Genomic DNA, 23,629 nt, shown 5'->3' with positions numbered 1-23,629 from the left:
AAGAACACCTGCCAGTTGCGTCCTACGCGCTTTCGACCGCGTCGAGGACGGCGTCGTAGTCCGGCTCGTTGGTCGGGTCGTCGGCCACCCAGTCGTAGACGACCTCGCCGTCGTCGTCGATCACGAACACGGCACGGTTGGCGATCCCGTAAAGGCCCAGATCGGCGATGTCCATCTCCAGCCCGTACGCCCGGATCGCGTCGGCGGCCGTGTCGCTCACGAGGTCGAACTCGATCCCGTGCTCCTCGCGGAACGCGCCCTGCGAGAACGGGGAGTCGGCGCTGACGCCGAACAGCGTCGCGCCCGCGTCGTCGAACGCGGCGGCGCGCTCCTGTAACGCCACCATCTCGTTCGTGCACGGGGGCGTGAACGCGCCCGGGAAGAAGGCGAGCACGACCGGCCCGTCGCCGATGTGGTCGTCGAGGTCGAACGGTTCGTGGTCGCTCGTGCCGACCGTCGCGGTGAACGTGGGTGCGGCGTCGCCTGTGGATACCATCGTCGTGTAATACGACCGACTCGTCCAAAAGGCTTGCCGCGTTCGCAGTCGGCGCCCGACTACTCCCGGTCGAGGTACTCCTGTTGGATCGCGACGATCTCGGACGAGTCCTCGCAGGCTGCGTACCGCCGAAGCGGCTCCTCGTTGAGTTCGAGGAACGTCTCGCCCCACGTGAACTTCGCCATGATCCGCTCGGCGTGGTCGGGCTCGCCGAGGACCGCGAGCGCGGCCGCGAACGCCTCGACGGTGGTGAGTTGCATCGGGCGCCCGAAGTTCACGGGGTTGGCGGCGACGAGGTACGGGAGCGCGCGGTGTTCGCCGGGGAGGCTGAACTGCTTCTCGCCGGCCGACTCCCACGAGCAGTCGAGCGCGACCAAGGCGTTGTCGGCGGCGAGGTCGGCGTCCGCGGGCGAGAGCGCGCGCTCGGCGTGGGGATTGAGCACGACGCCGTACGGCGTGGCGCGGTCGGAGCGGTGGAGCTCCGCGAGGTCGAACCGCGCGAGCTTCCGGGCCGTGCACTTGTCGGGGTCGTCGTCGCCCTCGTACCGGACGTGCAGGTCCACAGTACGAAATTGGCGGGTTTGTTTATAAGGTGTGCGGAGCGGAAGGGTACACTGCGAAAGCTCCAGCCACTCGTCTATAAGTCGGCGGGTGGTGATCGACGATGAACACCGCCAAAGCCCCAGCCCGCACCGCGGCCTCACACCTCCCCAACCTCGCGGCTCCCTCCGCTTCGCTCCGGTCGCCGCGTCCCTCGCGCGTGCTCCTCGCGGCCGCCGATGGCGGCCGCTCGCAGGCACGCGCCACCGCACTACGTTTATAAGCGATCGTCGCCGCCAACCGCGATGAACTCACCGCCCCGCTCCTGAATCCCGATACCGTCAAACCGACCCGGTACCGGCGGGGTTTTTCCTCACCGCCACGCAGGTTTGCACATGGAGCTGTTCCCCGTCCCGGACCTCCCGGAGATCCGGGAAGGAGACGATCTGGCGGCCATGATCGGCGAACGCGTCGACCTCCGCGCGGACGACGTGGTCGTCGTCGCCAGCACCGTCGTCTCCAAGGCGGAGGGACGCGCCTTCGATCTCTCGGACTTCCCGGCGAGCCCCCGCGCGGAGGAGGTCGCCGACCGGCTCGCGGCGATCGCCGGCGAGGAGAAGGACCCGCGCTTCGCGCAGGCCGTCATCGAGGAGTCGACGGAGCTGATCATGGAGGCGCCGTTCCTCCTGACGGCGACCCGCTTCGGCCACATCGGCGTCAACGCCGGGATCGACCGGTCGAACGTCCCCGACGGCGACCTGCTGTTGCTCCCGGAGCGCCCCTCCGAGAGCGCGGACCGCATCCGCGAGGGGCTCGCGGCCGACCGCGTCGTCGTCAGCGACACCTGCGGGCGCCCCTTCAGACACGGTCAGCGCGGGGTCGCGATCGGCTGGGCCGGGATGCCCGCCAGCCGCGACTGGCGCGGCGAACGCGACCGCGACGGCCGCGAGATGGGCGTCACCGTCCAGAACGTGATCGACGAGCTCGCGTCGGCCGCCAACCTCGTCGCCGGTGAAGGCGCGGGCGGCACCCCGGTCGTCGTCGTCCGCGACTGGGCGTTCGGCGACCACGACGGCTCGGACAACCACTTCCGCGCCGTCGAGAGCGACTTCGTGCGACAGGCCCTCCGGCAGTGGACGTTCGACGGATAACCATGCTCGGCATCGAACTCACCCCCGAACACGACCTGCATCGCCTCGTCGACCTCGGCGTCCGCGCCGAGGACGCCGGCTACGACGCCGTCTACTCGACGTGTCACTACAACAACCGCGACCCGTGGGCGTTCCTCTCGCAGCTCGCGACCGCCACCGACTCGGTCCGGCTCGGCCCGGGCGTCGCCAACCCCTACGAGACCCATCCCGTGACGCTCGCCTCGAAGGTCGCGACCCTCGACGAGCTGTCGGAGGGGCGCGCCGTCTTCGGGCTCGGCCCCGGCGACCCCTCGACGCTCCGGAACCTCGGGCTCGAAGACGAGCGCGGGCTCCGCCCCGTGCTGGAGGCGTTCAAGACCGCCCAGAGGCTGTGGGCCGGCGAGCGCGTCGACCACGAGGGGACCTTCGACGCCGACGGGGCCGGGCTCAACTACGAGCCCCCGCAGGGCGCGTCGATCCCGGTCCACGTCGGCGGCGAGGGACCGCACATGTGTCGGATGGCCGCGAAACACGCCGACGGGCTGCTGTACAACGGGTCGCATCCGAGGGACCTCGCGTGGGCCCGCGAACAGGTCGACGACGGGCTCGCGGACCGCCCCGACGACCGCGGCGACTTCGACCTCATCGCGTACGCCGCGGTCTCGATCGCCGAAGAGGAGGACGCGGCCCGCGAGGCCGCCCGCCCGCCGGTCGCGTTCATCGCCGGGGGCGCGGCGCCGCCGGTCCTGAAGCGCCACGGGATCGACCCCGACGCCGCCGCCGCGATCGGCGACCGCGTCTCGGCCGGCGAGTTCTCCGCGGCCTTCGAGCGCGTGACTCCCGAGATGATCGACGCGTTCTGCATGGCCGGCACCCCCGAGACCGTCCGCGAGCGCGCGGCCGCCGTCGCCGGACACGCCGACGGGCTCGTCGTCGGATCGCCGCTCGGCCCGGACCTGGAGAGTGCGGTCGGTCTCGCGGCCGAAGCCGTGAGCGGAGTCTTTTAAACCGTCCCCGCCATCCCCGGCGTCCCCGGCGTTCCCGCGGCCCGAGAATCGGGAATCGCGCCTGATAACTCCGGGGTGAGCTTCATAACCCGCTTCCGTCGAGTCCCGTGTATGTCGACGACACGACAGCCACGATCGGGTCTTCAGGGGCGGTACGAGGCCCTCCTGTGGGGGACGATGGACCGCCTCGAAATCTCCGAATCGATCGAGCGCAAGGTCGTCACGGCCGTCGGGATACAGTTTCTCGTCACCGTCGGTATCTTCCTCGTGCCGCTTCTGGTCTCGGGAACGCTTTCGTACGTTCTCTCCGGCGCCCTGTTTCTCGGCGCCGTCGTCGCGATCTACAACACCCTCCTTATCGTCCGCCGCGACTTCGTGACTCCGATCCGGCAACTGGAGACCGGCGCCGACGCGATCGCTTCGGGCGATGTCGGCGTTCTCGGCGCGAGTGACGCCTCTGGCACCGCGCTGGCCGGCAGCGACCAGCCCGACGAGATCGGGAGCCTCGCGAACTCGTTCGCCGAGGTCGAGCGCTACCTCGGCACCGTCTCGGCGCAGGCGGAGGCGCTCGCGACACAGGAGTTCGACGACCCCGCGCTCGACGAGGACGTGCCTGGCGCGTTCGGCGACTCGCTCGACGAGATGGCCGCGAACCTCGAGTCGTACACGACCGAACTCGAATCGCTCGTCGACGCCTTCGGCGACGCGGCGGAGCGCGCGCGGGGCGGCGACCTGACCGCGACGATCGACGACGGCGCGCTGGCGACCGACGAGGACCGGTACGTCGGGCTCGTCGAGAACTACAACCGGCTCGTGACCACGCTCGGCGGGACGGTCGGCGAGGTCGCGTCGTTCACGGGCGAGGTCGCGGACGCGAGCGGCGACGTGCGCGTGAGCATGGACGAGGTCGACGACGCCAGCGAGGAGGTCGCGCGGTCGGTCCAAGAGATAAGCGACGGCGCCGCCGAACAGACCGAGCAGCTGGAGTCGGTCTCCGGCGAGATGAGCACGCTCTCGGCGACCGTGGAGGAGATCGCGGCGTCGGCCGACGACGCGGCCGCGACCGCCCGGAGCGCGGCGGAGCGGGGACGGACCGGGCGGGAGGAGGCGGCCGAGGCGATCGAGGAGCTGGAGGCGCTCGAAGCCAGCATCGCCGAGACGGCGACGGCGGTCGAAGACCTCGTCGACCGGATCGGCGAGATCGACGAGATCGCCTCCGTGATCGACGGGATCGCCGAGGAGACGAACCTGCTCGCGCTGAACGCCTCAATCGAGGCGGCGCGGGCCGGCGGCTCCGGCGACGGGTTCGCGGTCGTCGCCGACGAGGTGAAGGCGCTCGCCGAGGAGACCCGCGAAGAGGCCGCGGCGATCTCCGGGCGCATCGACGAGGTGCAGACGGCGTCTGCGGAGACCGCGGAGGACGTAGACGCAATGGAGTCGCAGGTGTCGGACGGCGTCGACACGATCGAGTCGACGCTCCGGGAGTTCGAGGAGGTCGTCGAGGACGTGACGACCGTCGACGAGACGGTCCAGGAGATAAGCGAGGCGACGGACGACCAGGCGCGGACGACCCAAGAGGTCGTCGACATGGTCGACGACATCGCCTCGGTCAGCCGACAGACGGCGACCGAGGCGGAGACCGCCGCCGCCGCGGCCGAGGAGCAGACCGCGACGGTGTCCGAGGTCACCCGACGGGTCCACGCGCTCTCTGACCAGTCGGACGAACTGCTCGCGACGCTCGACGAGTTCGACGTTCCCGAGGACGCCGGTGGCGACGACCGCGCGACCGGAACGGAAGTCCCCGAGGCGGAGCGATCGGGAGCGTCGACTGCGGGCGCCGACGACGACTGAGGAGAGACCCGCGACTGTGACGCGCTACTCCGCCGGACCGCGGCCACCGAGCGAGGGGAGCGTCACGCCGATCTCCTGTAAGAGGGCGCCGATCGTCGCGTAGCCGAATATGGCCACCGCGGCGACGAGCAGCACCTGACCGACGACCACCAAGAGCGCCGACACCGGATCGCCGGCCCCGAGGATCAGGTCGTTCAAGAACAGGTCAACGAACCGCCCCACGTCTCCGACGAGTCGGGTGACGACATCGGTGAGCGCCATCATGGCCGGCAGTTGGACCGGGGGGTACTTGGGTGTTGAGTTGGCGGCCCTTCCTTCTTGGTGACTGCGGCCCGGAACGGGACCGAAGAACCGTCCCGACAACCGAACGGCTTACACCCGACCGACACGGACCTGTTCGTCATGAACGTCCTGACGGAACTGTTCGCCGAGAACACGCTGCTGTGGGTCCTCACGGGGGTCCTCGCGTACTCCGCGGCCGCGATATGGCTCCGGAACCGGGGAGTCCTCCCGGAGTCCGTCCGCGTCTCCGGACCGGTACTGACCCTTCGCACCCTCCGTGGCCGAGCTTTCCTCGATCGACTCGCCGCGCCGGAGCGGCTCTGGCGGGCCGTCGCGAACCTCGGGCTCGGCGGCGCGCTCGTCGCGATGGTGGGGTCGTTCGTTCTCATCCTCTCGTCGGCGCTGTCCGCGATCCGCACCGTCCAACCCTCCGCGATCCAGCAGCCGCAGAACTTCCTCATCATCCCCGGCGTGAACGACTTCCTCCCCCTCTCGGTCGCGCCCGAGATCGTCGCCGGGCTCGCGGTCGCGATGGTCGTCCACGAGGGCGCACACGGCCTGTTGTGTCGCGTCGAGGGGATCGACATCGAGTCGATGGGACTCGTCTTCTTCACGTTCCTCCCGGTCGGCGCCTTCGTCGAGCCGGACGAGGAGGCGACACAGGAGGCCTCCCGCGGCGCCCGCGCCCGGATGTTCGCCGCCGGCGTCACCGCGAACACGGTCCTCACGGTGCTCGTCTTCGCGCTCCTCTTCGGTCCCGTCGTCGGCGCGATCGCGCCGGCACCGGGCTACGGCGTCGGCGAGGTGACCCCCGAGTCGCCGGCCGCGGCGGCCGACATCGCGTCTGGTGACCGGCTGGTCGCGGTCGACGGCGCGCCGGTCGACACCGCCGAGGAGTTCGAGGCCGCCCTCGCCGACGCCGGCGAGACCGTGAGCGTCACGGCCGACGACGGCGACGGGGAGCGGACCGTCGAGGTGGACCGCGAGCTCCACGTGATCGGCTCCGCGGGCGGGAACCCGCTGGGGGTGACCATCGAGTCGGAGCCGGTGGCGATCGCCTCGGTCAACGGCGAGCCCGTGGCGACCGAGGGGCAGTTCCTCGACGCCGTCGGCGACGCCGAGCGCGCGACGGTGACCGTCGACGCCGACGGCGCGGCCAACGCCACGATCGACGCCGAGACCGCCGAGATCCCAATCGGCGCCTACGCGCTCGGCGTGCAGGAGGACGGCCCCCTTCACGCGGCGGGCGCCCCCCTCGGCGAGCCCATGACGATCGTCTCGATCGACGGGGAGCGCGTCCGGAGCAACGACGAGCTCTCGGCGGCGCTCGGCGAGCGCCAGCCCGGAACGACCGTCGAGGTCGTCGCCTACGGCCCAGACGACGAGCGCGTGCCCTACGACGTGGAGCTCGACCCGCACCCGAACCGCGACGGCGGGTTCGTCGGCGTGAGCGTCTTCCCGGGCTCCAGCGGGCTCGCGCTCGACGACTTCGGCGTCTCGGAGTACCCGGCCGGCGCGTACCTCGAACTGCTCGGCGGCGACGGCGGCGAGGGCGCGACCGACGGGCTCGCGCTCGGCGGGCTCACGGACTCGCCGCTCGGGCTCGTGTTCGCGTCGCTCATCCTCCCGCTCGGCAGCCTCTTCGGGCTCCCGTTCAACTTCGCGGGGTTCACCGGCGAGATGACCAACTTCTACGTGGTCGAGGGCGCGTTCGCCGCCTTCGGAGGCGGGACGTTCCTGCTCGCGAACCTGCTCTTCTGGACCGGGTGGATCAACATCCAGCTCGCGCTGTTCAACTGCCTACCCGCGTTCCCGCTCGACGGCGGCCGCATCCTCCGGATGGTCGCCGAGGCGGTGGTGAGCCGGGTCCCCGTCTCCGACCGCCACGCCGCGGTCCGGACGATCACGGTCTCGTCCGGACTCGTCATGCTCGCCGGGCTGATCATGATGATCTTCGGGAATCAGATCCTCATGGCGCTCGGCTTGTTATAATCCCGAGTCGGCGATCGGGAGTCCCCCGCGACGTTCGGCGAATGGGAAACGGGTTTCTCCGCGGGGCGAAACCGTGTGGTATGAGCCACTCACGCACCGTCGAGATCGAGGGGCACATCATCGACAGCGGGACGATGCAGCGCTGTTTCGGCGCGGTGATGGATCTCGGCGGCTCCTTCGACGTCGAGCAGTTCGACGTGGGGAAACACGAGAACGAGGAGTCGTACTGCCGGATGGCGGTCTCTGCCGACGACCCGGAGACGCTCCAGGCGATCCTCCACGAGCTCCACCAGAACGGCGCGGTGCTCGAAGATCCGAGCGACGTGGAACTCGTTGCGGCGCCCGCCGACAAGGTCGTTCCCCCGGACTTCTACTCCACCACGAACCATCCGACCGAGGTGCTGTACGACGGCGAGTGGATCGACGTCGAACGGATCGAGATGGACTGCGCGCTGATCGTGGACCCCGACGGCGGTCCCGATGACGGTCCCCGGGCGTACACGAAGGTGCTCAACGCGGTCGAGGAGGGCGATCTCGTCGCGACCGACCAGTCGGGGATCCGCGTGAACCCCCCCGAGCGCCCCCGCAGCGGGGGCGGCGCGTTCGGCTTCATGCAGGGCGGCGTCTCCTCCGAGCGCCCCTCCGAGTCGACGATCCGCGAGGTCGCCGAGGAGCTCCGCGAGGTGACCGAGGCCGGCGGGAACGTGATGGTCGTCGCCGGGCCCGCCGTGATCCACTCGGGGGCGGGCGACGCGCTCGCGGACCTGGTCGAGGCGGGCCACGTCGACTCCCTCTCGGCGGGCAACGGCTTCGCCACCCACGACTTGGAGCGCTCGCTGTACGGCACCTCGCTCGGGATGGACGTGGAGACGCTCGAACACCCGCGAAAGGGCCACAAACACCACATCTGGACCATCTCCGAGATCATCCGGGCGGGCGGGATCGAGGCCGCCGTCGAAGACGGGATCGTCACGGAGGGCGTGATGTACCAGTGCGTGCGAAACGACGTCGACACCGTCCTCGCGGGCTCGATCCGCGACGACGGGCCGCTCCCGGACACGATCACCGACGCGGTGGAGGCGCAGGACGCCATCCGCGAGCAGGCCCACGACGCCGACATCGTGTTGATGCTCGCGACCCTGCTCCACTCGGTCGCGGTCGGGAACTGCCTCCCGTCGACGACGAAGACCGTCTGCGTCGACATCAACCCCGCCACCGTCACCCAGCTGCTCGACCGCGGCTCGGCGCAGGCGGTCGGGATGGTCACCGACATCGGGACGTTCGTTCCCACGCTCGCGAAGTTCGTGCTGGAGGGCGAGGACGGCGACGTCGCCGTCGCCGACGACGGATACCCTCACGCCGAGGAGGAATGACCGCCGAGATTCGCCCCTACGACGCCGAGACCGACGCCGACGCGCTGTACGACCTCAAGACGGCCTTCGAGCGCGGGCTCGGCGAGTCGACCGGCGGGGACGAGAAGGCCGCCGTCTACGAGGGGAAGCTCACCGGCGAGTACCGCGACCGGTGGCTCGCGTGGGTGGACCGGTGCGTCGCCGACGACGAGCGGTGCGTGACGGTCGCGGTCGACAGAGGCGGCGAGGGGATCGAGGGCGACGACGAGAACCTCGTCGGCTACGTCTACGTCCTCCCCGAGCGCCTCGCGATGGTCTGGGACGCCGCGGTGATCAACGAGCTCTACGTCGCCCCGGAGTACCGCGGGACCGGCGTCGCCGACGAGCTGCTGGACGCCGTCGTTTCCCTCGCGGGTGATCAGGACCTCCCGCTCGACCGGATCGTGCTCGACGTGGATCCGGCGAACGAGCGCGCGAAAGCCTTCTACGACCGCCACGGCTTCGAACCGTGGGGCGAGATGGTGGCGCGGCCCCTCGACGGCTGACCCCCGGGAGGGCGGGCTCACGCTCACTCCGGCTCGCCGTACGCCTGCCGCCACAGCAGCCGTACCGACCAGACGCCGAACGGCAGCAGGAAGAGGACCCGTACGGTGGTCCCTGAGTCGCCCCACGGCCCGGCGATCAACGCGAGCGCGCCGGCCGCGAGCGCGAGCCCGAACCCGACCGCGCCCGCGGCGATCCGCCGGTCCATCGCCGGCAGGTCGGTCGAGCGGACCGGGAGGTCGAACGCCGAGACGAGCGCCTCGCCGTCGGCGACCGGACCGACGAACCGCTCCGTCTCCTCGTCGCCGACGCCGGCGGTCAGCTCCACGGTCCGCGTGCCGAACACGCGGTCCGGGAGCCGAGTGTGAACCACGCTCGCCCCCCGGATCCGATCGACGGAGGCGGCCCACTGCGGTTCGTCGAGCCACGCGTCGTACGCGACTAGCCGGTCGCCGTACCGACGGTACTCGATCGGCGCGTAGGTGAGCGCGAATCCGGCGGCGTTCGCGGCGAGCGCGCCGAGGTACAGCGCGAAGAGGGCGACCGCGGACCAGCTGACGACGGCACCGGAGGCGCCCCGCCGACGAACAGACCGAAAGCGGCGATCCACACGACGAAGAAGCCGGTCGCGTAGATCGGGGCGACGCCGACGAGCGTCTTCAGAACGGCGGTGGCGACGGCGGTCCGGCGATGAACCGGGACCCCTGCGTCCGGTTCGGCGTCGGGAACCGCGATCGGCTCCGGGTCGCCGGGCGACTCGGTCGGACCGGCGAGCCAGCCGGTGATCTGACCGCCGGCGGAACCGTCGTCGGCGTGAGCCGTCCGGAACGCCGACCACTCGACGACGAGCTTGACGGCGACGAAGGCGGCGAGCACGGTGACCCCGCCGCCCGCGGCGTGGAGCGGCGGGAGCGCGAACAGGGCGAACACCAGGAAGAACGCCCGCCTCGTCGGAGTTTCCACGACCGCGTACGGCGAGGTCTCCGCGTACCGCCGTCGGCCGAAGTAGTCGCGGGCGGCCTCGACCGCTTGCCCCGCGAGGAGCGCGAGCGCCGACGCGAGGACTGTCGGACGACCGAGTAGGGCCGGCACGTCGAACGCCTGCGAGAACGCGACGCCGACGAACAGCGCGATCCACGCGGTCGCGCCGCAGACGGCCGCCGCGAACGGGAGGTTTCGGGGGTAGACCGGAGGGAGCCACGAGACCGGCCGGAACGCGCCCCGTTTGCTCGCCAACGGCGACTCCGTGACGCTGATGACGCCCGACTCGCGGTCCTCGGTGGGCGGTCGGGCCGCGAACAGCGCCGTCGCGCCCGCCAGCGGGATCGACAGCACGACCTCGACCGCGTACACCGCGGCGAGCGTCGCGGGGTCCCACCCGAGGGTGACCACGCCGACGAGCGGGACCAGGTTGGCGAGCAGGACCGGGAGGAACCCGGTGGCTCCGAGGGAGTGGAGCCGCTCCCGGCGGGGAACGGAGGGCATCTGTCGTCGTCTCCGCAACGATCGGCCGGGGGTATAAGAACCGGTGAATGCGGCTCGACGAACTGGGTCGGCGCGCCGGGTGGACGCCCCCGCGCACTCAGGACGCGGGAACGCCGGACAGGAGTTATGTGCGTCCCCGTGCCATCTCCGGGTATGAGCTACCTCGTTGCGACCGACGGTTCGACGGAGAGCGACGAAGCGGTCCGGTACGCCGCGCGACAGGCGGTCGCGTTCTACGAGACGCTCGAGATCGCCCACGTGCTGACGCCCGACTCGGAGCTGGTCGACGGGACGATCATCCTCCCGGGCGAGGAGGCCGCCGTCGAGGCGGGACAGGGCGTCTTGGAGAGCGCCAGAACCGTCGCCGAGGAGGCGGTCGGCGACGAGCCCATCGACGTGGAGACGCAACTGCTCACCGGCCGTCCGGCCGACGCGATCACGGACTACGCGGCCGAGCAGGCCGTCGACGCCATCTACGTCGGCCACCGCGGGCTCTCGGAGGAGCGCGAGCAGGTCGTCGGCAGCGTCGCGAAGAGCGTCGTCGACAAGGCCGACGTACCCGTGACGGTGATCCGGTAGCGCGGCCGAGTCTACTCCGGTAGCGCCGGCACGGCTCCGGCCCGTCCGAGACCACGGCAAGGACCACCAATATCGGGAGTTCAAAAACCGTTGGGTGCGTAACAGGACACGATGTCAGAAGACGCACTCGTCACGGCGGATTGGGTCGAATCGAACCTCGAGCAGTTCGAGAGCGACGACCCGGCGTATCGGCTCGTCGAGATCAACAACCCGACCGTCACCGACGAGTCGGAGTACACGCCATACGAGGAGGGCCACATCCCGGGCGCGCTGAACTTCGAGTGGGACGAGGTCTTCACCGACGAGACCGAGCGCGACATCGTCTCGAAGGGGGACTTCGCCGAGCGAAACGGCGACGGCGGGATCACCGCCGACACGACCGTCGTCGTGTACGGCGGCGGCCGCGTCCCCAACTGGTTCGCGCTGTTCGGCTACTGGATCTACAAGTACTACGGCCACGAGGACGTGCGCGTGATCGACGGCGGGAAGGGGTATTGGGTCGAGAACGACTACCCGCTCTCCACCGAGGAGCCCGACTTCCCGGTACAGGAGTACGAGGCCCGCGGTCCCTTCGAGAGCGTCCGCGCGTACAAGGACGACATCGACAAGGCGATCGAGGAGGGGATCCCGATGGTCGACGTGCGCTCCCCCGAGGAGTTCTCCGGCGAGGTCATCGCACCCGAGGGACTCAACGAGACCGCCCAGCGCGGCGGCCACATCCCCGGCGCGAGCAACGTCCCGATCGGGACGACGCTGAACGAGGACGGGACGTTCAAGAGCGCCGACGAGCTCCGCGAGCTGTACTCAGACGCCGGCGTCGACGGCGACGAGTCGACGATCACCTACTGCCGCGTCGGCGAGCGCTCGTCGATCGAGTGGTTCCTGCTGCACGAGCTGCTCGGCTACGACGACGTTCGCAACTACGACGGCTCGTGGACCGAGTGGGGGAACCTCGTCGGCGCGCCGATCGAGACGGGCGAGTAGGACGGGTGAGGCGGCGATCGCCTCTTTCAACTGCCGCAACACCGTTTAACTCGCCCGGCGGCCGAGGCTGAAGCCGCCCCGCCACCCGTCGAGCGCGGCGACTGCGCTCCGCTCCGCGTCGATCCGTCGGCCTCGACGACCGCTCGCGATCCCCGGGAGGGAGACGGAGTCGCGGAGCGCGCCGGCGGCGTCCGTGCCGGCTATTCGATCGCAAACGGATCGTCTCACCTCCGAGATATCCCGGGCGTGCAAACGTATATACAGTTGTGTGCTGTATTGTGATGTATGCAACAGAATGTTGGAGTGACCGACAAGCGCGTCAGAACGGCCCTCGGAGCGGTCCTCGGGATCGCCTCGCTCGGAACTCTCGGCGGCGCGGTGCCGCTGCCCGCGCTCGCCGCACCCGTCCTCGGAGTCATCGCTCTCGTCATGCTCGGCACCGCCGCGACCGGTACCTGCGGGCTCTACGCCCTGCTCGGCGTCGACACGTGTCCATCGTCCGTAGAGAACTCGCGATAGGTGAACGACGGCGGGAGTAGGTATTGCAGATCGGCGTCTGCGTAACCGTATTTAAATAGCCGTGAGCGACGGCGACGATCGCTTATAACTGACGAGTGCGGTGGCGCGTGCCTCCGAGCGCCCACCGGGCGCGAGGAGCACGCGCGAGGGACGCGGTGAGCGCTCGCAGAGCGCGAATCGCGAGGCTGGGGAGGTGTGAGGCTGCGGTGCTGTGCGGGTGGGACTCAAAGGGGCGGCCGCGAGGACGAAGCTCGGCGACGCAAGGACTGCAGGAACGAGCGCAGCGAGTGACGAGGACCGCAGCGAGCCGCGCGAGTCCTCGCGGCCGGGGCTTTGGAGGTCGTCACCACAGCGCCGATCACTTATAAACCACCAACAGCAACACCCCGATCCGACTTATAAATGACCACACCACCACACTGAGAGACGTACTCCCGTACTCGATCAGGAAGCGTTCGTCGACGAACGCTCGCGGGATTCGGCACTGTCGTCCCGCGACGGTCCTATCGCCGCCGACTCGCCACCCGTTCCTCCGCCGTCTCCGCGCTGACGACCTCGTAGAGGACCGCCCGGCCGTCGTCCTCCTTCGGGCGGAGCACCCGCCCGAGCCGCTGGGTGAACTCCCGCTCGCTGCCCGACCCCGAGAGCACGACCGCGACGTTCGCGTCGGGCACGTCGACGCCCTCGTCGAGGACGTTGGCGGCGACGACCCGGCCGTAGGTCCCCTCGCGGAAGCGCTCCAGAATCTCGCGGCGCTCCTTCGCGCCCGTCTCGGCGGTGATCGCGGGCAGCAGGAACCGCTCGGAGAGCCGGTAGACGAGGTCGGTGTGCGCGGTGAAGACGATCACCCGGTCGTCGCGGTGGCGGTCGAGGATCGACTCGAGGCGGTCGATCTTCCGGCGCGCGTTCATCATGATCTCGCGGGCGTCCTGCTTCGCGAGGAGCGCCTCCCTCGCGGCCGGGTCGTTGCCCGAGCGCTTGGCGAGCTCCCGGTAGTCGCTCCCGCTCGTGAACGTGATCCCCGCGTCGCGGACGTACTCGACGAACGTCCCCTGTTTCTCGTCGTAGCGCTCGCGCTCGTCGGGCGTCAGTTCCACCTCGATCCGGCGGATGTCGTAGGGCGCGAGGTGGCCGCCGGCCAGGTCGTCCACGTCGAGCGCGTACACGCGGTCGCCGATCAGCTCCGCGACGGCCTCGTGGGCGCCGTCGGGGCGCTCGAAGGTGGCGGTGAGCCCGAGCCGCGCGGGGGCCGCGAGCAGGCGCGCCACGTCCCGGTACCCCTCGCCGCCGAGGTGGTGGACCTCGTCGAAGACGACGAACTCGAAGGCGTCGCCGACGCCCTCGGCCTTCAGGTACGCCGAGTCGTACGTCGACACCGTGATCGCCTCTCGCCGCTGCTCGCCGCCGCCGAACCGCCCGATCGGGACGTCGAACTCAGCCTCCAGCTCCCGCTGCCACTGGTCGAGCAGGTCGACCGTGGGCACCACGACGAGCGTCGGCACGCCCAACTCGACCATCGCGCGGATCGCGATCACGGTCTTGCCGGCCCCGGTCGGGAGTTCGAGCACGCCCCGGTCGCCGGCGTCGCGCCACGCGTCGAGCGCCTCGCGCTGGTACTCCCGGAGGTCGTAGTCGGTCGACAGTCCGTCGCCGAGCCCGGCCGCTTCCGCGGCGCGGTCGCTCGCGTCTAGCACGTGATCCTCGACGCTCACCCCGGCGACCTCCAGCGCCCGGCGGATCGCGGCGTAGCGGTGGGCCGGGGCGCGCCCGGTCCCCGACCGCGGATCGCTCTCGACACCCGGGAGCGGCGGGAGCGATTCGAGGGCGTCGCCGTCGGCTTCCCCGTCCCCGGCGACACCGCCCGCACCGTCGTCAGCGGCGCCACCGGCGGCGACCCGGATCGTTCCGTCCTCGTAGGTCAGCCGGACGTTCATCGCCGGACGTTGCCGCCCGATTTATAAATGGCCACCGCCTCCCGCCGGCAGGCGCGCGGGGGGGACTCGATCTCGAACCCACGCCGGTGACGCGCGGGAGCAGCTGTCGGGCTGTGGCCGACGGGGAGGGGCGGGCAGGTCGCGGGCGGGGGGTTCCGATCCGTCGGCGACGCCCCCAAGTGGCTCGCCTCGAAACGGGCGACCATGAGTCTCATCGGATCGGCGGTCACGTTCGCCGTCGGCCTGCTCGTCGGCGGGCTGGCCATCTTCATCGCCGCCGCGGTCGTCACCGGCGCGAGCGACTACGGCCACGCCGTGTTCACGGCGCTCGTCGGCGCGATCGTCTGGGGGCTCGCCGCCTTCTTCCTCTCGTGGGTCCCGCTGATCGGCGACTTCGTCCCGCTTCTCGCGTGGATATGGGTCATTCGAGCGCGCTACGGGACCTCGTGGGTCCACGCGGGGGTCATCGGGTTCGTCGCGTGGGCGTCGGCGGTGCTCGTGCTGGCGGTGCTCCCGTTCGCGGGAGTCACCGACGCGGTCGGGGTGCCCTTCGTCCGGTCGCTCGGTGCGATCTGACAGATCCCGTGGGGGAACGTTTAATCACCGCCTCTGTCGAAGTGGGTGACATGGCTCGGACCCACGTTAGTGGAGGCCGTTGATCGTGGCGGGAGCCGTCTTCTGGGCGCTCGTCGTGCTGGCGACGCTCACCAGCCTCGCCACGGCGTGGACCCTCGGCGCGAACAGCAATTCGCCGCCGTTCGCACCGGCGATCGGTGCCAACGCCATCTCGACGATGCGAGCGGCCTTCCTCATCGGCATCCTCGCCGCGCTCGGCGCGCTCACGCAGGGCGGCGCGATCTCCGAGACGGTCGGGGCGGGGCTCATCGACGGCGTCCAGATAACGTCGCTGGCGGCGACGGCGGGACTGCTGACCGCGACCGGGTTCATGGCCTTCGGCGTCTACACCGGCTACCCGGTCCCGGCGGCGTTCGCTACCACGGGGGCGATGGTCGGCGTCGGGCTCTCGCTCGGCGGCGACCCCGCCATCGACACCTACCGCCGCATCGCGCTCTTTTGGGCGCTCGTCCCTCCCGTTTCGGGCGGGCTCGCCTACCTCACCGCCACCATCCTCCGGCGAGACGACATCCCGGAGACGATCGGCGTCCCGTTGCTCGCGGCGGTCGTCGGCGGCATCATCGCCAACGTCCAACTGGGCGTCATCCCCTCGCCGCCCGACGCCACCCAGAGCTCTATCGCGGGATTCATCGCGCGACAGGTCGAGACGCCGACGGTCGCCGACGTCGATCCCGTGACGGTGCTCGTCACGCTGGCGGCCGCCGCGGCGTGGTTCCTGCTCATTCGCTGGCGGACCCAGGCGTCGGTCGAGGGCGGCATCCGGACGTTCCTGATCGTCCTCGGGAGCGTCGTCGCCTTCTCCAGTGGCGGCAGTCAGGTCGGCCTGGCGACCGGCCCGCTCGAGAACCTCTACGGGGTCGAGCTCGGGGTCCCCGGCATCGTCCTGCTCGCGCTCGGCGCAACGGGGATTCTCGCGGGCGCGTGGATGGGAGCGCCCAAACTGCTCCAAGCGACCTCCCGCGAGTACGCGCAGTTGGGAGTCAGGCGTTCGATCGCCGCGCTGGTCCCCGGGTTCATCATCGCGCAACTGGCCATCGCGCTCGGGATTCCGATCTCGTTCAACAACATCATCATCTCCGGCGTCATCGGCGGTGGGCTCGCCGGCGGCTCTGCGGGCGTCTCTCGGCGGAAAATCGGTGTCACTCTCGCGTTTTGGCTCATCACGCTCGCCGCCTCGATCGCGATCGGATTCGGGCTCTACAAGGTCTTTGCCGCGGTGCTGGGTGGCTGAGATGAGGTAAAATAAGGCGAGGAGAACCGGTCAGCGGACGACGGTCACGGTCACGGGGGCCTCGCTGACGACGGTCGTCGCCACGGTTCCGAGCAACCGCTGAGCGAGATCGCGCTGCTCACCGCCGTGCCCGCCCATCACGACGTGGTCGACGTCGTGAGCGGCGACGTACCCGAGGATGGTCTCGGCCGGGTCACCGGTCTCGACCGCCGTTTCGATCGGTCTGTCGGCCTCGGTCGCCCGCGTCTTCGCACGCTCGACGACGCGGCTGGCACGGTCACGGGCGGCCTCACGGCGCTCCTCGCCGGGTTCGAGGACGCCTCCCTCGCTCATCGCTGCGTCGATCGGTGTCACGACGTTCAGAACCGTCACCCGACAGTCGAAGAGTTCGAGCGCCTGTGTGAGTGCCTCGTCCGCCAGCGGCGATCCGTCGAGCGGGACGAGAACGTGCGATGGCGCCATACGCCGTCTTGGGCCTCCTCGCACATATCGACAGTGATCGTCGACCACGGGTGGCGACGGGGCGCCGGAGGCCTCGGCGTTCGACGCCGGTCGAGTTTCCGATCGCGTCGGCTCTCGGTCAGCGTTTCACGTCCGCCTCACTCCGAGAGGGTCGTCTTCACGATGCTGACGGGCGCGGTCGACTGCCGCGAGACGCGCTCGGTGACGGAGCCGAGCATCCGGCGGTAATCGCCCGACCGGGTCTTCGATCCCATCACCGTCAGGTCGATGTCCTCGTCGTCGACGTAGCTGAGGATCGCCTCGTGGGGGACGCCGTACACCAGATCGGTCACCGCGTCGACGCCGGCGTCCGCGGCGTGCGAGGCCACCTCGTCGAGCGCCTCGCGGCCGCGCTCCTCTAAGGTCTCCTCGGCGCCCTCCGACCCGTCGACGAACTCGTCGCCGGAGTACGCGTTGACCACGTCGCTGTCGACGACGTACAGCACGTGGAGGGTCGCGCCGTAGCGCTCGGCGGCGTCGATCGCGTGGTCGATCGCGCGGTCGACGCCCTCGCTGCCGTCCGTGGGGAGCAGTATCCGGTCGTACATACGCGGGGGTTCGACCCGTCACCGAATAAATCGGTCGCCGTTTCCCGAACGGTTAACACGCTGCCACCCCCGGAATCGCCCATGACCGACGCCGCGGACCGACTGTTCGTAAACGGGGAGATACACACGCTCGCGACCCCCGACGAGACCCATGAGGCCGTCGCCGTGCGGGACGGCGAGGTCGTCCGCCTCGGCCGGAGCCGCGAGGTCCGGTTCCTCGAAGGGGTCGACACCGAGGTGACCGACCTCGACGGTCGCGTACTCCTTCCCGGATTCGTCGACGCGCACACCCACCTGACGACGGTCGGGCGCTACCTCGTCCACGCCGACCTCTCCGCCGCCGACTCGCCGAGCGAGGCGGTCGATCTGCTCGCGGAGCGGGCCGCGGAGGTCGAGGACCAGAACGCTGACGCGCCGGACGGCGGGTCCGACGGCTCCGCGACCGACTGGGTCCTCGGCTACGGCTACGACGAGTCGACGTGGGACGAGGATCGCTACCTGACCCGCGAGGATCTCGACCGCGTCTCGACGGAGCGCCCGGTCGCCGCCTTCCGCGAGGACATGCACGTCGCCGCGGTCAACGGAGCCGTTCTCGACCGGTTCGCGGGCGAGTTAGCGAGCGTTCCCGACGAGACGGTGCCGACCGACGACGCCGGCGAGCCGACGGGCGTCCTCCTGGAGAGCGCGATCGACCCGATCTACGAGGCGGTCGAACCGGGACCGGCGGCGACCCGCGAGCTCGTGGCGGCCGCGCTCGACGACTGCGCCGCGAAGGGGATCACGGGCTTTCACGACATGGTGCGGAACTCCCACGCCCCGCGCGTCTACCGCGACCTCGACGCCGCCGGCGAGCTGACCGCGCGCGTCCGGATCAACTACTGGAGCGACCACCTCGACGCCCTTCGGGAGGTCGGTCTCCCGACGAACGCCGGGAGCGACATGGTCGAGACGGGCGCGATCAAGTCGTACACGGACGGGAGCCTCGGCGGGCGGACCGCGCGGATCTCCGAGCCGTACGCGGACGACCCCGAGGAGACCGGCCAGTGGGTCGTCGACCCGGACGAGCTGGCGGCGAGGGTCGCGGACGCGACCGCGGCCGGCTACCAGTTCACCGCTCACGCCATCGGCGACGAGGCGGTCGACGCCGTCCTCGACGCCTACGAGGAGGCTTCCGAGACCGACCCCGGCGCGGCGCGCCACCGGATCGAACACACCGAACTCGCGGACGACGCGGCTCTCGAACGGCTCGCGGAGACGGGCGTCGTCGCCAGCGTCCAGCCGAACTTCCTCAAGTGGGCGGGCGACGGCGGGCTCTACGAGGCGCGGCTCGGGCCGGAACGCACCGCCGCGACGAACCGGTACCGCGACATGCTCGACGCGGGCGTGAACCTCGCGTTCGGCTCCGACGGGATGCCGATGGACCCGTTGCTCGGCGTCCATCACGCCGTCAACGCCCCCGACGAGGCGCAGCGGCTCACGGTGACCGAGGCCCTGCGCGCGTACGCCCGGGGCGCGGCGTACGCGGGCTTCGACGAGGACCGGCTCGGCACGGTCGAGCCCGGTAAGCGCGCCGACTTCGCCGTCCTCGATTCGTCGCCGTGGGAGGAGCCGGCGGCGATCCGCGGGATCGACGCCGCGATGACGGTCGTCGACGGCGAGGTCGTGTACGACGGGCGGTGAGGGCGGCGGAGGTGTACGACAAGTGGTGAGGGCGTCTCCCGGCCGAGCCCCGCCCCGAAACCACGCAAGCGCTGCCAGAAAACAGTAGTTATTAATCGTGTAGGATGTACGTGGGGTATGGCCGAGATCGCCATCGAGTACGCCGCCGGCAGTCGCCTCCGATCGGAGGCGGAGACCGCCCGACGCCTGATCGACTCCTACCTCGGCGACCGGTCCGACGTCGACCGAGTCACCCTCGCGCCCTCCAGCGAGTCCGTGTTCTGCGTCAGCGTCGAGGGCGACCGCATCTGGTGTACGGACCCCCGCGAGTGGATCGACGCCGTCGAGGCGGTGACCGCGGTACGACGGCGGCTCTCGGAGCTGTCCTGAGAAGCGATCGGTCGGTCCGAGGCGCCGCGGCTCACTCGGTCCGGGCCGCCGCGTGCGACCGCACGAACTCCCGGAGGAGCTTGCCCGCCAGCGCCGCGGCCTGCCCGTCGTCGCGGTCGTTCACCTCGACGACGTCGAACCCGTCGGCGGCGGGCGCGACCGCGCGGACGAGGTCGCGGACCTCCCGCGGGCCGAGCCCGAACGGCTCTTTCGTCCCGGTCCCCGGCGCGAAGCCGGGGTCGAGCCCGTCGATATCCACCGAGCAGTACACCGATTCGTCTTTAAAAGTGTCCGCGTCGAGACCGTCGACCCACGCCCGGGCGTCCTCGGGCGAGACGACCGTCACGTCGGCGTCGGCGGCGCGGTTCCACTCGGCCTCGGAGCCGGTGCGCGCGCCGACGATCACGGCGCGGTCGACGCCGAGGTCGTCGAGGGCGCGGCGGGTGACGCAGGCGTGGCTCAGCGGGTTTCCGTCGTAGGCGTCGCGTAAGTCGAGGTGGGCGTCGCAGACGACGAGGGCGTCGGGGTCGACCGCCTCGACGCCGGCGTGCGTGACGGTGTGCTCGCCCCCGAGAGTCAGGGGGACGGCGTCGTCGTAGGTGACGCTCCGGAGCTCGGCGGCGAGGTGGTCAAGGTATCCCTCCACGTCGTCCCACGGGCGCACGTCGCCCGCGTCGCAGACGCCGAGCGCGGAGAAGTCGCTGTCAGTTCTGCGGTCGTAGTCGTCGTAGGTCTCGGCGAAACGCCGGATCCGGTCCGGTCCGAACCGGGTGCCCGGCTCAAAGGTGGTCGTGGCGTCGAGAGGAGCGCCGACGACCACGTACGAAGCAGCCTCGCGGTCCGTCGTCGCTCCCGGAAACATCGGCCTCGATTACCCGACGACCTTGCGCTGACCCTCGTACTCGAGGTACTCGATGTTGTCGTCGGAGTTGAAGTCCTCGCCTTCGGGGATGCGCATGGTGAACGTCTCGTAGGTGTCCAGATCCATGACCTGCGCGTCGTTCCCGGAGACGGAGACGACCTGTCCCTGCTTCCGCTGGATGATCGGGACCCAGACCTTCGCGTCGACCGGCTGCGAGAGCGAGCGCTTCTTGTCGTCGAAGACGCCCTTGCCCTCGACGCGCGCCTTTGCGCTCCCGTGTTTCCCGGGCTTTGCTGTGCTGTAGTGATTGATCTTGCAGGGCGAGCTGTCCATCATGACGTAGCTACCCTCCTGCAGTTCGCGAACCTGCTTCTGCTCTCGCGGCATGAGCGCTACTTTCCCCGGCGCGGGTATAAACGGTTTGGAACGGCGTTGTGCGGGAACGGTGGGCCGGGTGGAACGGCGTTGTGCGGGAACGGTGGGCCGGGATCGAGAGGCGGGGAACCGCCCCGATCGGCGAGCCGATCAGGGGTCCAGCTCGTCGACGTACTCGTCCTCGTCGGCGTTCCCGTCCGGCGGGACGAACTGCCCGGTGAGGAGGTAGCTGGCGATGAAGAGGCCGATAAAGCCGACGCCGACCGCGGCGGTCGTCCGGACGACGAACGGGAAGTCGATCCACCAGAGCGCGCGGTCGGCGATCATCATGACCACGGCGGCGACGAACAGCGCCTTCTGCTCGTCGGTCGGGTCGCGGACGAAGCCGACCACGTCCTCCTTGATGTCGCTGAAAAAGCCCATCGTCAGGCACCTCCTTCCGTACTTTCGATGACGCGGCTCACCCGCTGCAGGCCCTCCTCCAGCTCCCCGGTCGGGAGCCCGAACCCGATCCGGAAGCGGTCCGGGAACCCGAACAGCCCGCCGGGGGCGAGCACGACGCTCTCCTCCTCGACGACGGCCCGGCAGAACGCCTCGCCGTCGTCGAACCCGTCGGGAACCGTGACGAACCCGTTGACGCCGACGGGGTCGTGCCAGTCGAGGTCGTGGCGGTCGAGCCAGTCGGCGACGATCGCGCGGTTCGTCTCCGCCAGTTCGCGGTTCTCCTCCAAGATGCGCGGCTCGCGCCGCCCGAGCGCCTGCTTCGCGACGTGCTGCCCGAACAGGCTCGGCGAGATGGTGGTGTAGTCCTTCCACCGCCACGCGCGCTCGACGACTGCCTCGGGGCCGGCGATCCAGCCGAACCGGAGCCCGGCGAGCCCGTACGCCTTCGTGAGGCTCGTCGTCGAGATCCCGTGAGAGCCGAAGCTGGCGACCGGGGGCTGCGGCTCCGCGGCCAGCAGACGGTACACCTCGTCGGAGAGGAGGTACGCGTCGCGCTCGACGGCGGCGTCGTAGACCGCCCGCATCGCCGCCTCGTCGTGGTACCGACCGGTGGGGTTGTTCGGGTTGTTCACGACGATCACGGCGGTGTCGTCGCGGGCCGCGTCGGCGATCGCGTCCGGGTCGAGCTCCCACTCCGGGGGCTCCAGTTCGACGCGGGTCACCTCGCCGAACGCCTCGGGGACCGCGTGGAGGGCCTGATACGTGGGCGTGACGACGACCGCGTGGGTGCCGGAGCCGACCGCCGAGTCGGCATCCGCTCCCTCGCCGCCCACGCCCGCGTCGTCGCCGAGCAGCGACAGGAAGGTCAGGAAGTTCGCCTCCTGGGTCCCGCAGGTGAACAGCACTTCGTCGGCGCTCCGGCCGTACCGCTCGCCGACCGACGCGCGGAACTCGGGGTCGCCGTTGGTCGGGATGACGTAATCGAGGCGGCCCGGGTCGAGATCGAACCGGCTCGCGTCCAGCGAGCGGATCCCGCTTTCGGCCAACATGATGTCGGCCTCGTGCTCGTACTCCGCGAACCAGCGTTCGAGGCCGAACGGGTCGATGCGCATACCGGACGTGGGAGTGGCGCGAGGTTAGGTGCTACGGTCCCCCGTGCCGATCGGGGCCGAGAAGCACCCCACAGCGGGCGGCCAGCGTCGGCGGCCGAATCCCCGGACGACGCCACCGCAACGGCTTTTGGTCGCAATTGTGATACGATACCATGTTACTCAACCGACAACGACTGCTGGGCGCGTTGCTCGTCGCGGTGGCCGCACTCGCGGCGGTCGTGTTGGCGGAAGTGCTGCGGACCGTCGTCTTCGCGGTCACCGTCGCGTACGTCCTGTACCCGGTCCGCCAGCGGCTCGTCGGACGGGGTGTGTCTCGTCGGATCGCGTGCGTCGCCACCACCGTCGTCGCCTTCGTCGCCGCCGTGCTCCTCGTGGTTCCGCTGCTCTACGTGCTGTATCGGCGGCGGCGAGAGCTGATCGAGATCCTCGGACGGATCCCCGACGTCGTCCCGATCAGCGTGGGCGGGTTCGAGCTGGGTATCGAGTTGGCGCCGTACGTGGCGGCCGCCGAAGCGTGGGTGCGGCAAGTCGCGCTCGCGGTCGCGGCCGCGGCGCCGCGGCTCGTACTCGAACTCGTCGTCTTCACCGTTCTCGTGTACGGAATCCTCTACCGACCGGGGGCGGTCGGAACCGCCGTCTTCGGCGTGGTCCCGGCGGAGTACCACGACATCCCGACGCGGCTCCACGAGCGGACGCGGGAGACGCTGTACTCGATCTACGTCCTCCAGGCGGCGACGGCGGCGGCGACGTTTGCGCTCGCGTTTGCGGTGTTTTGGGCGCTTGGGTACGGCTCCCCGGTCCTGCTGGCCGTTATCGCGGCTGTCCTCCAGTTCGTCCCCATCATCGGGCCGAGCGTACTCGTCGTCGCGCTGGCGGCGGGAGACCTCCTCGTCGGGGAGACCGGGCGGGCGATCGCCGTGTTAGCGCTCGGCCTCGTCGTCGTCTCCTTCGTTCCCGACGCGGTGATCCGGACGCAGCTCGCCGACTGGACCGGTCGGATCTCCCCGGGGCTGTACTTCGTCGGGTTCGTCGGCGGTATCCTCACCCTCGGAGCGATCGGGCTCATCGTCGGCCCCCTCGTCGCTGCTGCTCGAAGTGGTCGACATGCTCTCGGAGCGCGACGCGCCGCGGGGTCGCGTCGAGGAGGCAGAGAGGACGGAGTCGACGGACTGACCGT

The 23,629-nt window shown here is 70.3% G+C and carries 26 protein-coding genes and 1 pseudogene; 14 read left to right on the top strand and 13 right to left on the bottom strand.

Annotated features, from left to right (window positions below):
* Window positions 1–22: 22 nt before the first annotated feature.
* The gene (locus FGL94_RS07755; protein WP_144923021.1) at window positions 23–496 is read right to left on the bottom strand and encodes a redoxin domain-containing protein; all 474 of its coding nucleotides are present in this window, start codon (window positions 494–496) and stop codon (window positions 23–25) included.
* A gap of 59 nt (window positions 497–555) precedes the next feature.
* Window positions 556–1,059 carry a DUF367 family protein gene (locus FGL94_RS07750; protein ID WP_144923018.1) on the bottom strand — a complete coding sequence of 168 codons (504 nt, stop codon included), beginning with the start codon at window positions 1,057–1,059 and terminating at the stop codon, window positions 556–558.
* 372 nt (window positions 1,060–1,431) lie between these two features.
* Here FGL94_RS07750 and FGL94_RS07740 point away from each other — a divergent pair, with 372 nt between their 5' ends.
* The 3 genes from FGL94_RS07740 to FGL94_RS07730 all read left to right on the top strand — a co-directional run bounded on the left by FGL94_RS07740 (window position 1,432) and on the right by FGL94_RS07730 (window position 5,024).
* A complete protein-coding gene (locus FGL94_RS07740) occupies window positions 1,432–2,187 on the top strand; it encodes a coenzyme F420-0:L-glutamate ligase (protein ID WP_144923012.1) in 756 nt (251 codons plus the stop codon).
* A gap of 2 nt (window positions 2,188–2,189) precedes the next feature.
* Entirely contained in the window at window positions 2,190–3,173 is a 984-nt protein-coding gene (locus FGL94_RS07735; RefSeq protein ID WP_144923009.1) for a 5,10-methylenetetrahydromethanopterin reductase, read from the top strand.
* A 177-nt stretch (window positions 3,174–3,350) separates the two neighbouring features.
* The gene (locus FGL94_RS07730) at window positions 3,351–5,024 is read left to right on the top strand and encodes a methyl-accepting chemotaxis protein (protein WP_144923759.1); all 1,674 of its coding nucleotides are present in this window, start codon (window positions 3,351–3,353) and stop codon (window positions 5,022–5,024) included.
* A gap of 24 nt (window positions 5,025–5,048) precedes the next feature.
* Here the strand turns inward: FGL94_RS07730 and FGL94_RS07725 are convergent, their stop codons facing one another.
* Window positions 5,049–5,288: a hypothetical protein gene (locus FGL94_RS07725; RefSeq protein ID WP_144923006.1), complete on the bottom strand. Its 240-nt coding sequence runs from the start codon at window positions 5,286–5,288 to the stop codon at window positions 5,049–5,051.
* Between the two features lie 138 nt (window positions 5,289–5,426).
* Here FGL94_RS07725 and FGL94_RS07720 point away from each other — a divergent pair, with 138 nt between their 5' ends.
* From FGL94_RS07720 to FGL94_RS07710, 3 genes are all read left to right on the top strand, one after another.
* Window positions 5,427–7,298, top strand: a complete 1,872-nt coding sequence (locus FGL94_RS07720) for a site-2 protease family protein (protein ID WP_144923003.1) — start codon at window positions 5,427–5,429, stop codon at window positions 7,296–7,298.
* An 80-nt stretch (window positions 7,299–7,378) separates the two neighbouring features.
* A complete protein-coding gene (locus FGL94_RS07715; RefSeq protein WP_144923001.1) occupies window positions 7,379–8,671 on the top strand; it encodes an ornithine cyclodeaminase in 1,293 nt (430 codons plus the stop codon).
* Window positions 8,668–9,195 (top strand): GNAT family N-acetyltransferase, encoded by a 528-nt coding sequence (locus tag FGL94_RS07710; RefSeq protein ID WP_144922998.1) that lies wholly within the window; start codon window positions 8,668–8,670, stop codon window positions 9,193–9,195. Before FGL94_RS07715 ends, FGL94_RS07710 begins: the two co-directional genes overlap by 4 nt.
* 23 nt (window positions 9,196–9,218) lie before the next feature.
* On the opposite strand, the gene FGL94_RS18570 is transcribed toward FGL94_RS07710, so the two are convergent.
* Entirely contained in the window at window positions 9,219–9,566 is a 348-nt protein-coding gene (locus FGL94_RS18570; RefSeq protein WP_241659146.1) for a hypothetical protein, read from the bottom strand.
* Between the two features lie 68 nt (window positions 9,567–9,634).
* A complete protein-coding gene (locus tag FGL94_RS07705) occupies window positions 9,635–10,678 on the bottom strand; it encodes a DUF6498-containing protein (RefSeq protein ID WP_241659145.1) in 1,044 nt (347 codons plus the stop codon).
* 153 nt (window positions 10,679–10,831) lie between these two features.
* On the opposite strand from FGL94_RS07705, the gene FGL94_RS07700 reads away from it, so the two are divergent.
* Both FGL94_RS07700 and FGL94_RS07695 read left to right on the top strand, forming a co-directional pair.
* Window positions 10,832–11,257: a universal stress protein gene (locus FGL94_RS07700; protein WP_144922995.1), complete on the top strand. Its 426-nt coding sequence runs from the start codon at window positions 10,832–10,834 to the stop codon at window positions 11,255–11,257.
* A 111-nt stretch (window positions 11,258–11,368) separates the two neighbouring features.
* The gene (locus FGL94_RS07695) at window positions 11,369–12,241 is read left to right on the top strand and encodes a sulfurtransferase (RefSeq protein ID WP_144922993.1); all 873 of its coding nucleotides are present in this window, start codon (window positions 11,369–11,371) and stop codon (window positions 12,239–12,241) included.
* A gap of 45 nt (window positions 12,242–12,286) precedes the next feature.
* Here FGL94_RS07695 and FGL94_RS18565 read toward each other — a convergent pair whose 3' ends face one another.
* Window positions 12,287–12,469, bottom strand: a complete 183-nt coding sequence (locus tag FGL94_RS18565; RefSeq protein WP_241659144.1) for a hypothetical protein — start codon at window positions 12,467–12,469, stop codon at window positions 12,287–12,289.
* 57 nt (window positions 12,470–12,526) lie between these two features.
* On the opposite strand from FGL94_RS18565, the gene FGL94_RS07685 reads away from it, so the two are divergent.
* Complete coding sequence (locus FGL94_RS07685) at window positions 12,527–12,760, top strand: YgaP family membrane protein (protein WP_144922990.1); 234 nt, start codon at window positions 12,527–12,529, stop codon at window positions 12,758–12,760.
* A 503-nt stretch (window positions 12,761–13,263) separates the two neighbouring features.
* On the opposite strand, the gene FGL94_RS07675 is transcribed toward FGL94_RS07685, so the two are convergent.
* Window positions 13,264–14,694 (bottom strand): DEAD/DEAH box helicase family protein, encoded by a 1,431-nt coding sequence (locus FGL94_RS07675; protein WP_144922987.1) that lies wholly within the window; start codon window positions 14,692–14,694, stop codon window positions 13,264–13,266.
* Between the two features lie 204 nt (window positions 14,695–14,898).
* Here FGL94_RS07675 and FGL94_RS07670 point away from each other — a divergent pair, with 204 nt between their 5' ends.
* Both FGL94_RS07670 and FGL94_RS07665 read left to right on the top strand, forming a co-directional pair.
* Window positions 14,899–15,270 carry a hypothetical protein gene (locus FGL94_RS07670; RefSeq protein ID WP_144922984.1) on the top strand — a complete coding sequence of 124 codons (372 nt, stop codon included), beginning with the start codon at window positions 14,899–14,901 and terminating at the stop codon, window positions 15,268–15,270.
* Between the two features lie 85 nt (window positions 15,271–15,355).
* Window positions 15,356–16,561: an inorganic phosphate transporter gene (locus FGL94_RS07665; protein ID WP_144922982.1), complete on the top strand. Its 1,206-nt coding sequence runs from the start codon at window positions 15,356–15,358 to the stop codon at window positions 16,559–16,561.
* A 30-nt stretch (window positions 16,562–16,591) separates the two neighbouring features.
* Here the strand turns inward: FGL94_RS07665 and FGL94_RS07660 are convergent, their stop codons facing one another.
* Both FGL94_RS07660 and FGL94_RS07655 read right to left on the bottom strand, forming a co-directional pair.
* A complete protein-coding gene (locus tag FGL94_RS07660; RefSeq protein WP_144922979.1) occupies window positions 16,592–17,023 on the bottom strand; it encodes a universal stress protein in 432 nt (143 codons plus the stop codon).
* Window positions 17,024–17,160: 137 nt separating this feature from the next.
* Window positions 17,161–17,610, bottom strand: a complete 450-nt coding sequence (locus tag FGL94_RS07655; RefSeq protein ID WP_144922976.1) for a universal stress protein — start codon at window positions 17,608–17,610, stop codon at window positions 17,161–17,163.
* A gap of 81 nt (window positions 17,611–17,691) precedes the next feature.
* Between FGL94_RS07655 and FGL94_RS07650 the strand changes: the two genes are divergently transcribed.
* Together FGL94_RS07650 and FGL94_RS07645 are read left to right on the top strand one after the other, a co-directional pair.
* Window positions 17,692–19,290 carry an amidohydrolase gene (locus FGL94_RS07650; protein WP_144922974.1) on the top strand — a complete coding sequence of 533 codons (1,599 nt, stop codon included), beginning with the start codon at window positions 17,692–17,694 and terminating at the stop codon, window positions 19,288–19,290.
* 117 nt (window positions 19,291–19,407) lie between these two features.
* Window positions 19,408–19,659 (top strand): SelT/SelW/SelH family protein, encoded by a 252-nt coding sequence (locus FGL94_RS07645; protein WP_144922971.1) that lies wholly within the window; start codon window positions 19,408–19,410, stop codon window positions 19,657–19,659.
* A 31-nt stretch (window positions 19,660–19,690) separates the two neighbouring features.
* Here the strand turns inward: FGL94_RS07645 and speB are convergent, their stop codons facing one another.
* The 4 genes from speB to FGL94_RS07625 form a co-directional block, all read right to left on the bottom strand.
* Window positions 19,691–20,521, bottom strand: coding sequence for an agmatinase (gene speB, locus FGL94_RS07640; protein WP_144922968.1), 831 nt, complete (start codon window positions 20,519–20,521; stop codon window positions 19,691–19,693).
* A 9-nt stretch (window positions 20,522–20,530) separates the two neighbouring features.
* Complete coding sequence (locus tag FGL94_RS07635; RefSeq protein WP_004046308.1) at window positions 20,531–20,908, bottom strand: translation initiation factor IF-5A; 378 nt, start codon at window positions 20,906–20,908, stop codon at window positions 20,531–20,533.
* 138 nt (window positions 20,909–21,046) lie between these two features.
* Entirely contained in the window at window positions 21,047–21,319 is a 273-nt protein-coding gene (locus tag FGL94_RS07630; protein WP_144922964.1) for a hypothetical protein, read from the bottom strand.
* Window positions 21,320–21,321: 2 nt separating this feature from the next.
* A complete protein-coding gene (locus FGL94_RS07625) occupies window positions 21,322–22,452 on the bottom strand; it encodes an aminotransferase class I/II-fold pyridoxal phosphate-dependent enzyme (protein ID WP_144922961.1) in 1,131 nt (376 codons plus the stop codon).
* Window positions 22,453–22,604: 152 nt separating this feature from the next.
* Between FGL94_RS07625 and FGL94_RS07620 the strand changes: the two are divergent.
* A pseudogene (locus FGL94_RS07620) lies at window positions 22,605–23,625 on the top strand (AI-2E family transporter).
* The last annotated feature ends 4 nt before the right edge of the window (window positions 23,626–23,629 follow it).

Source organism: Halorubrum salsamenti (assembly GCF_007671685.1).
GTDB classification, from domain to species: Archaea; Halobacteriota; Halobacteria; order Halobacteriales; family Haloferacaceae; genus Halorubrum; species Halorubrum salsamenti.
Note: the sequence above shows the minus strand (reverse complement) of the source record. Positions and strands in the feature narration are given on the sequence as shown.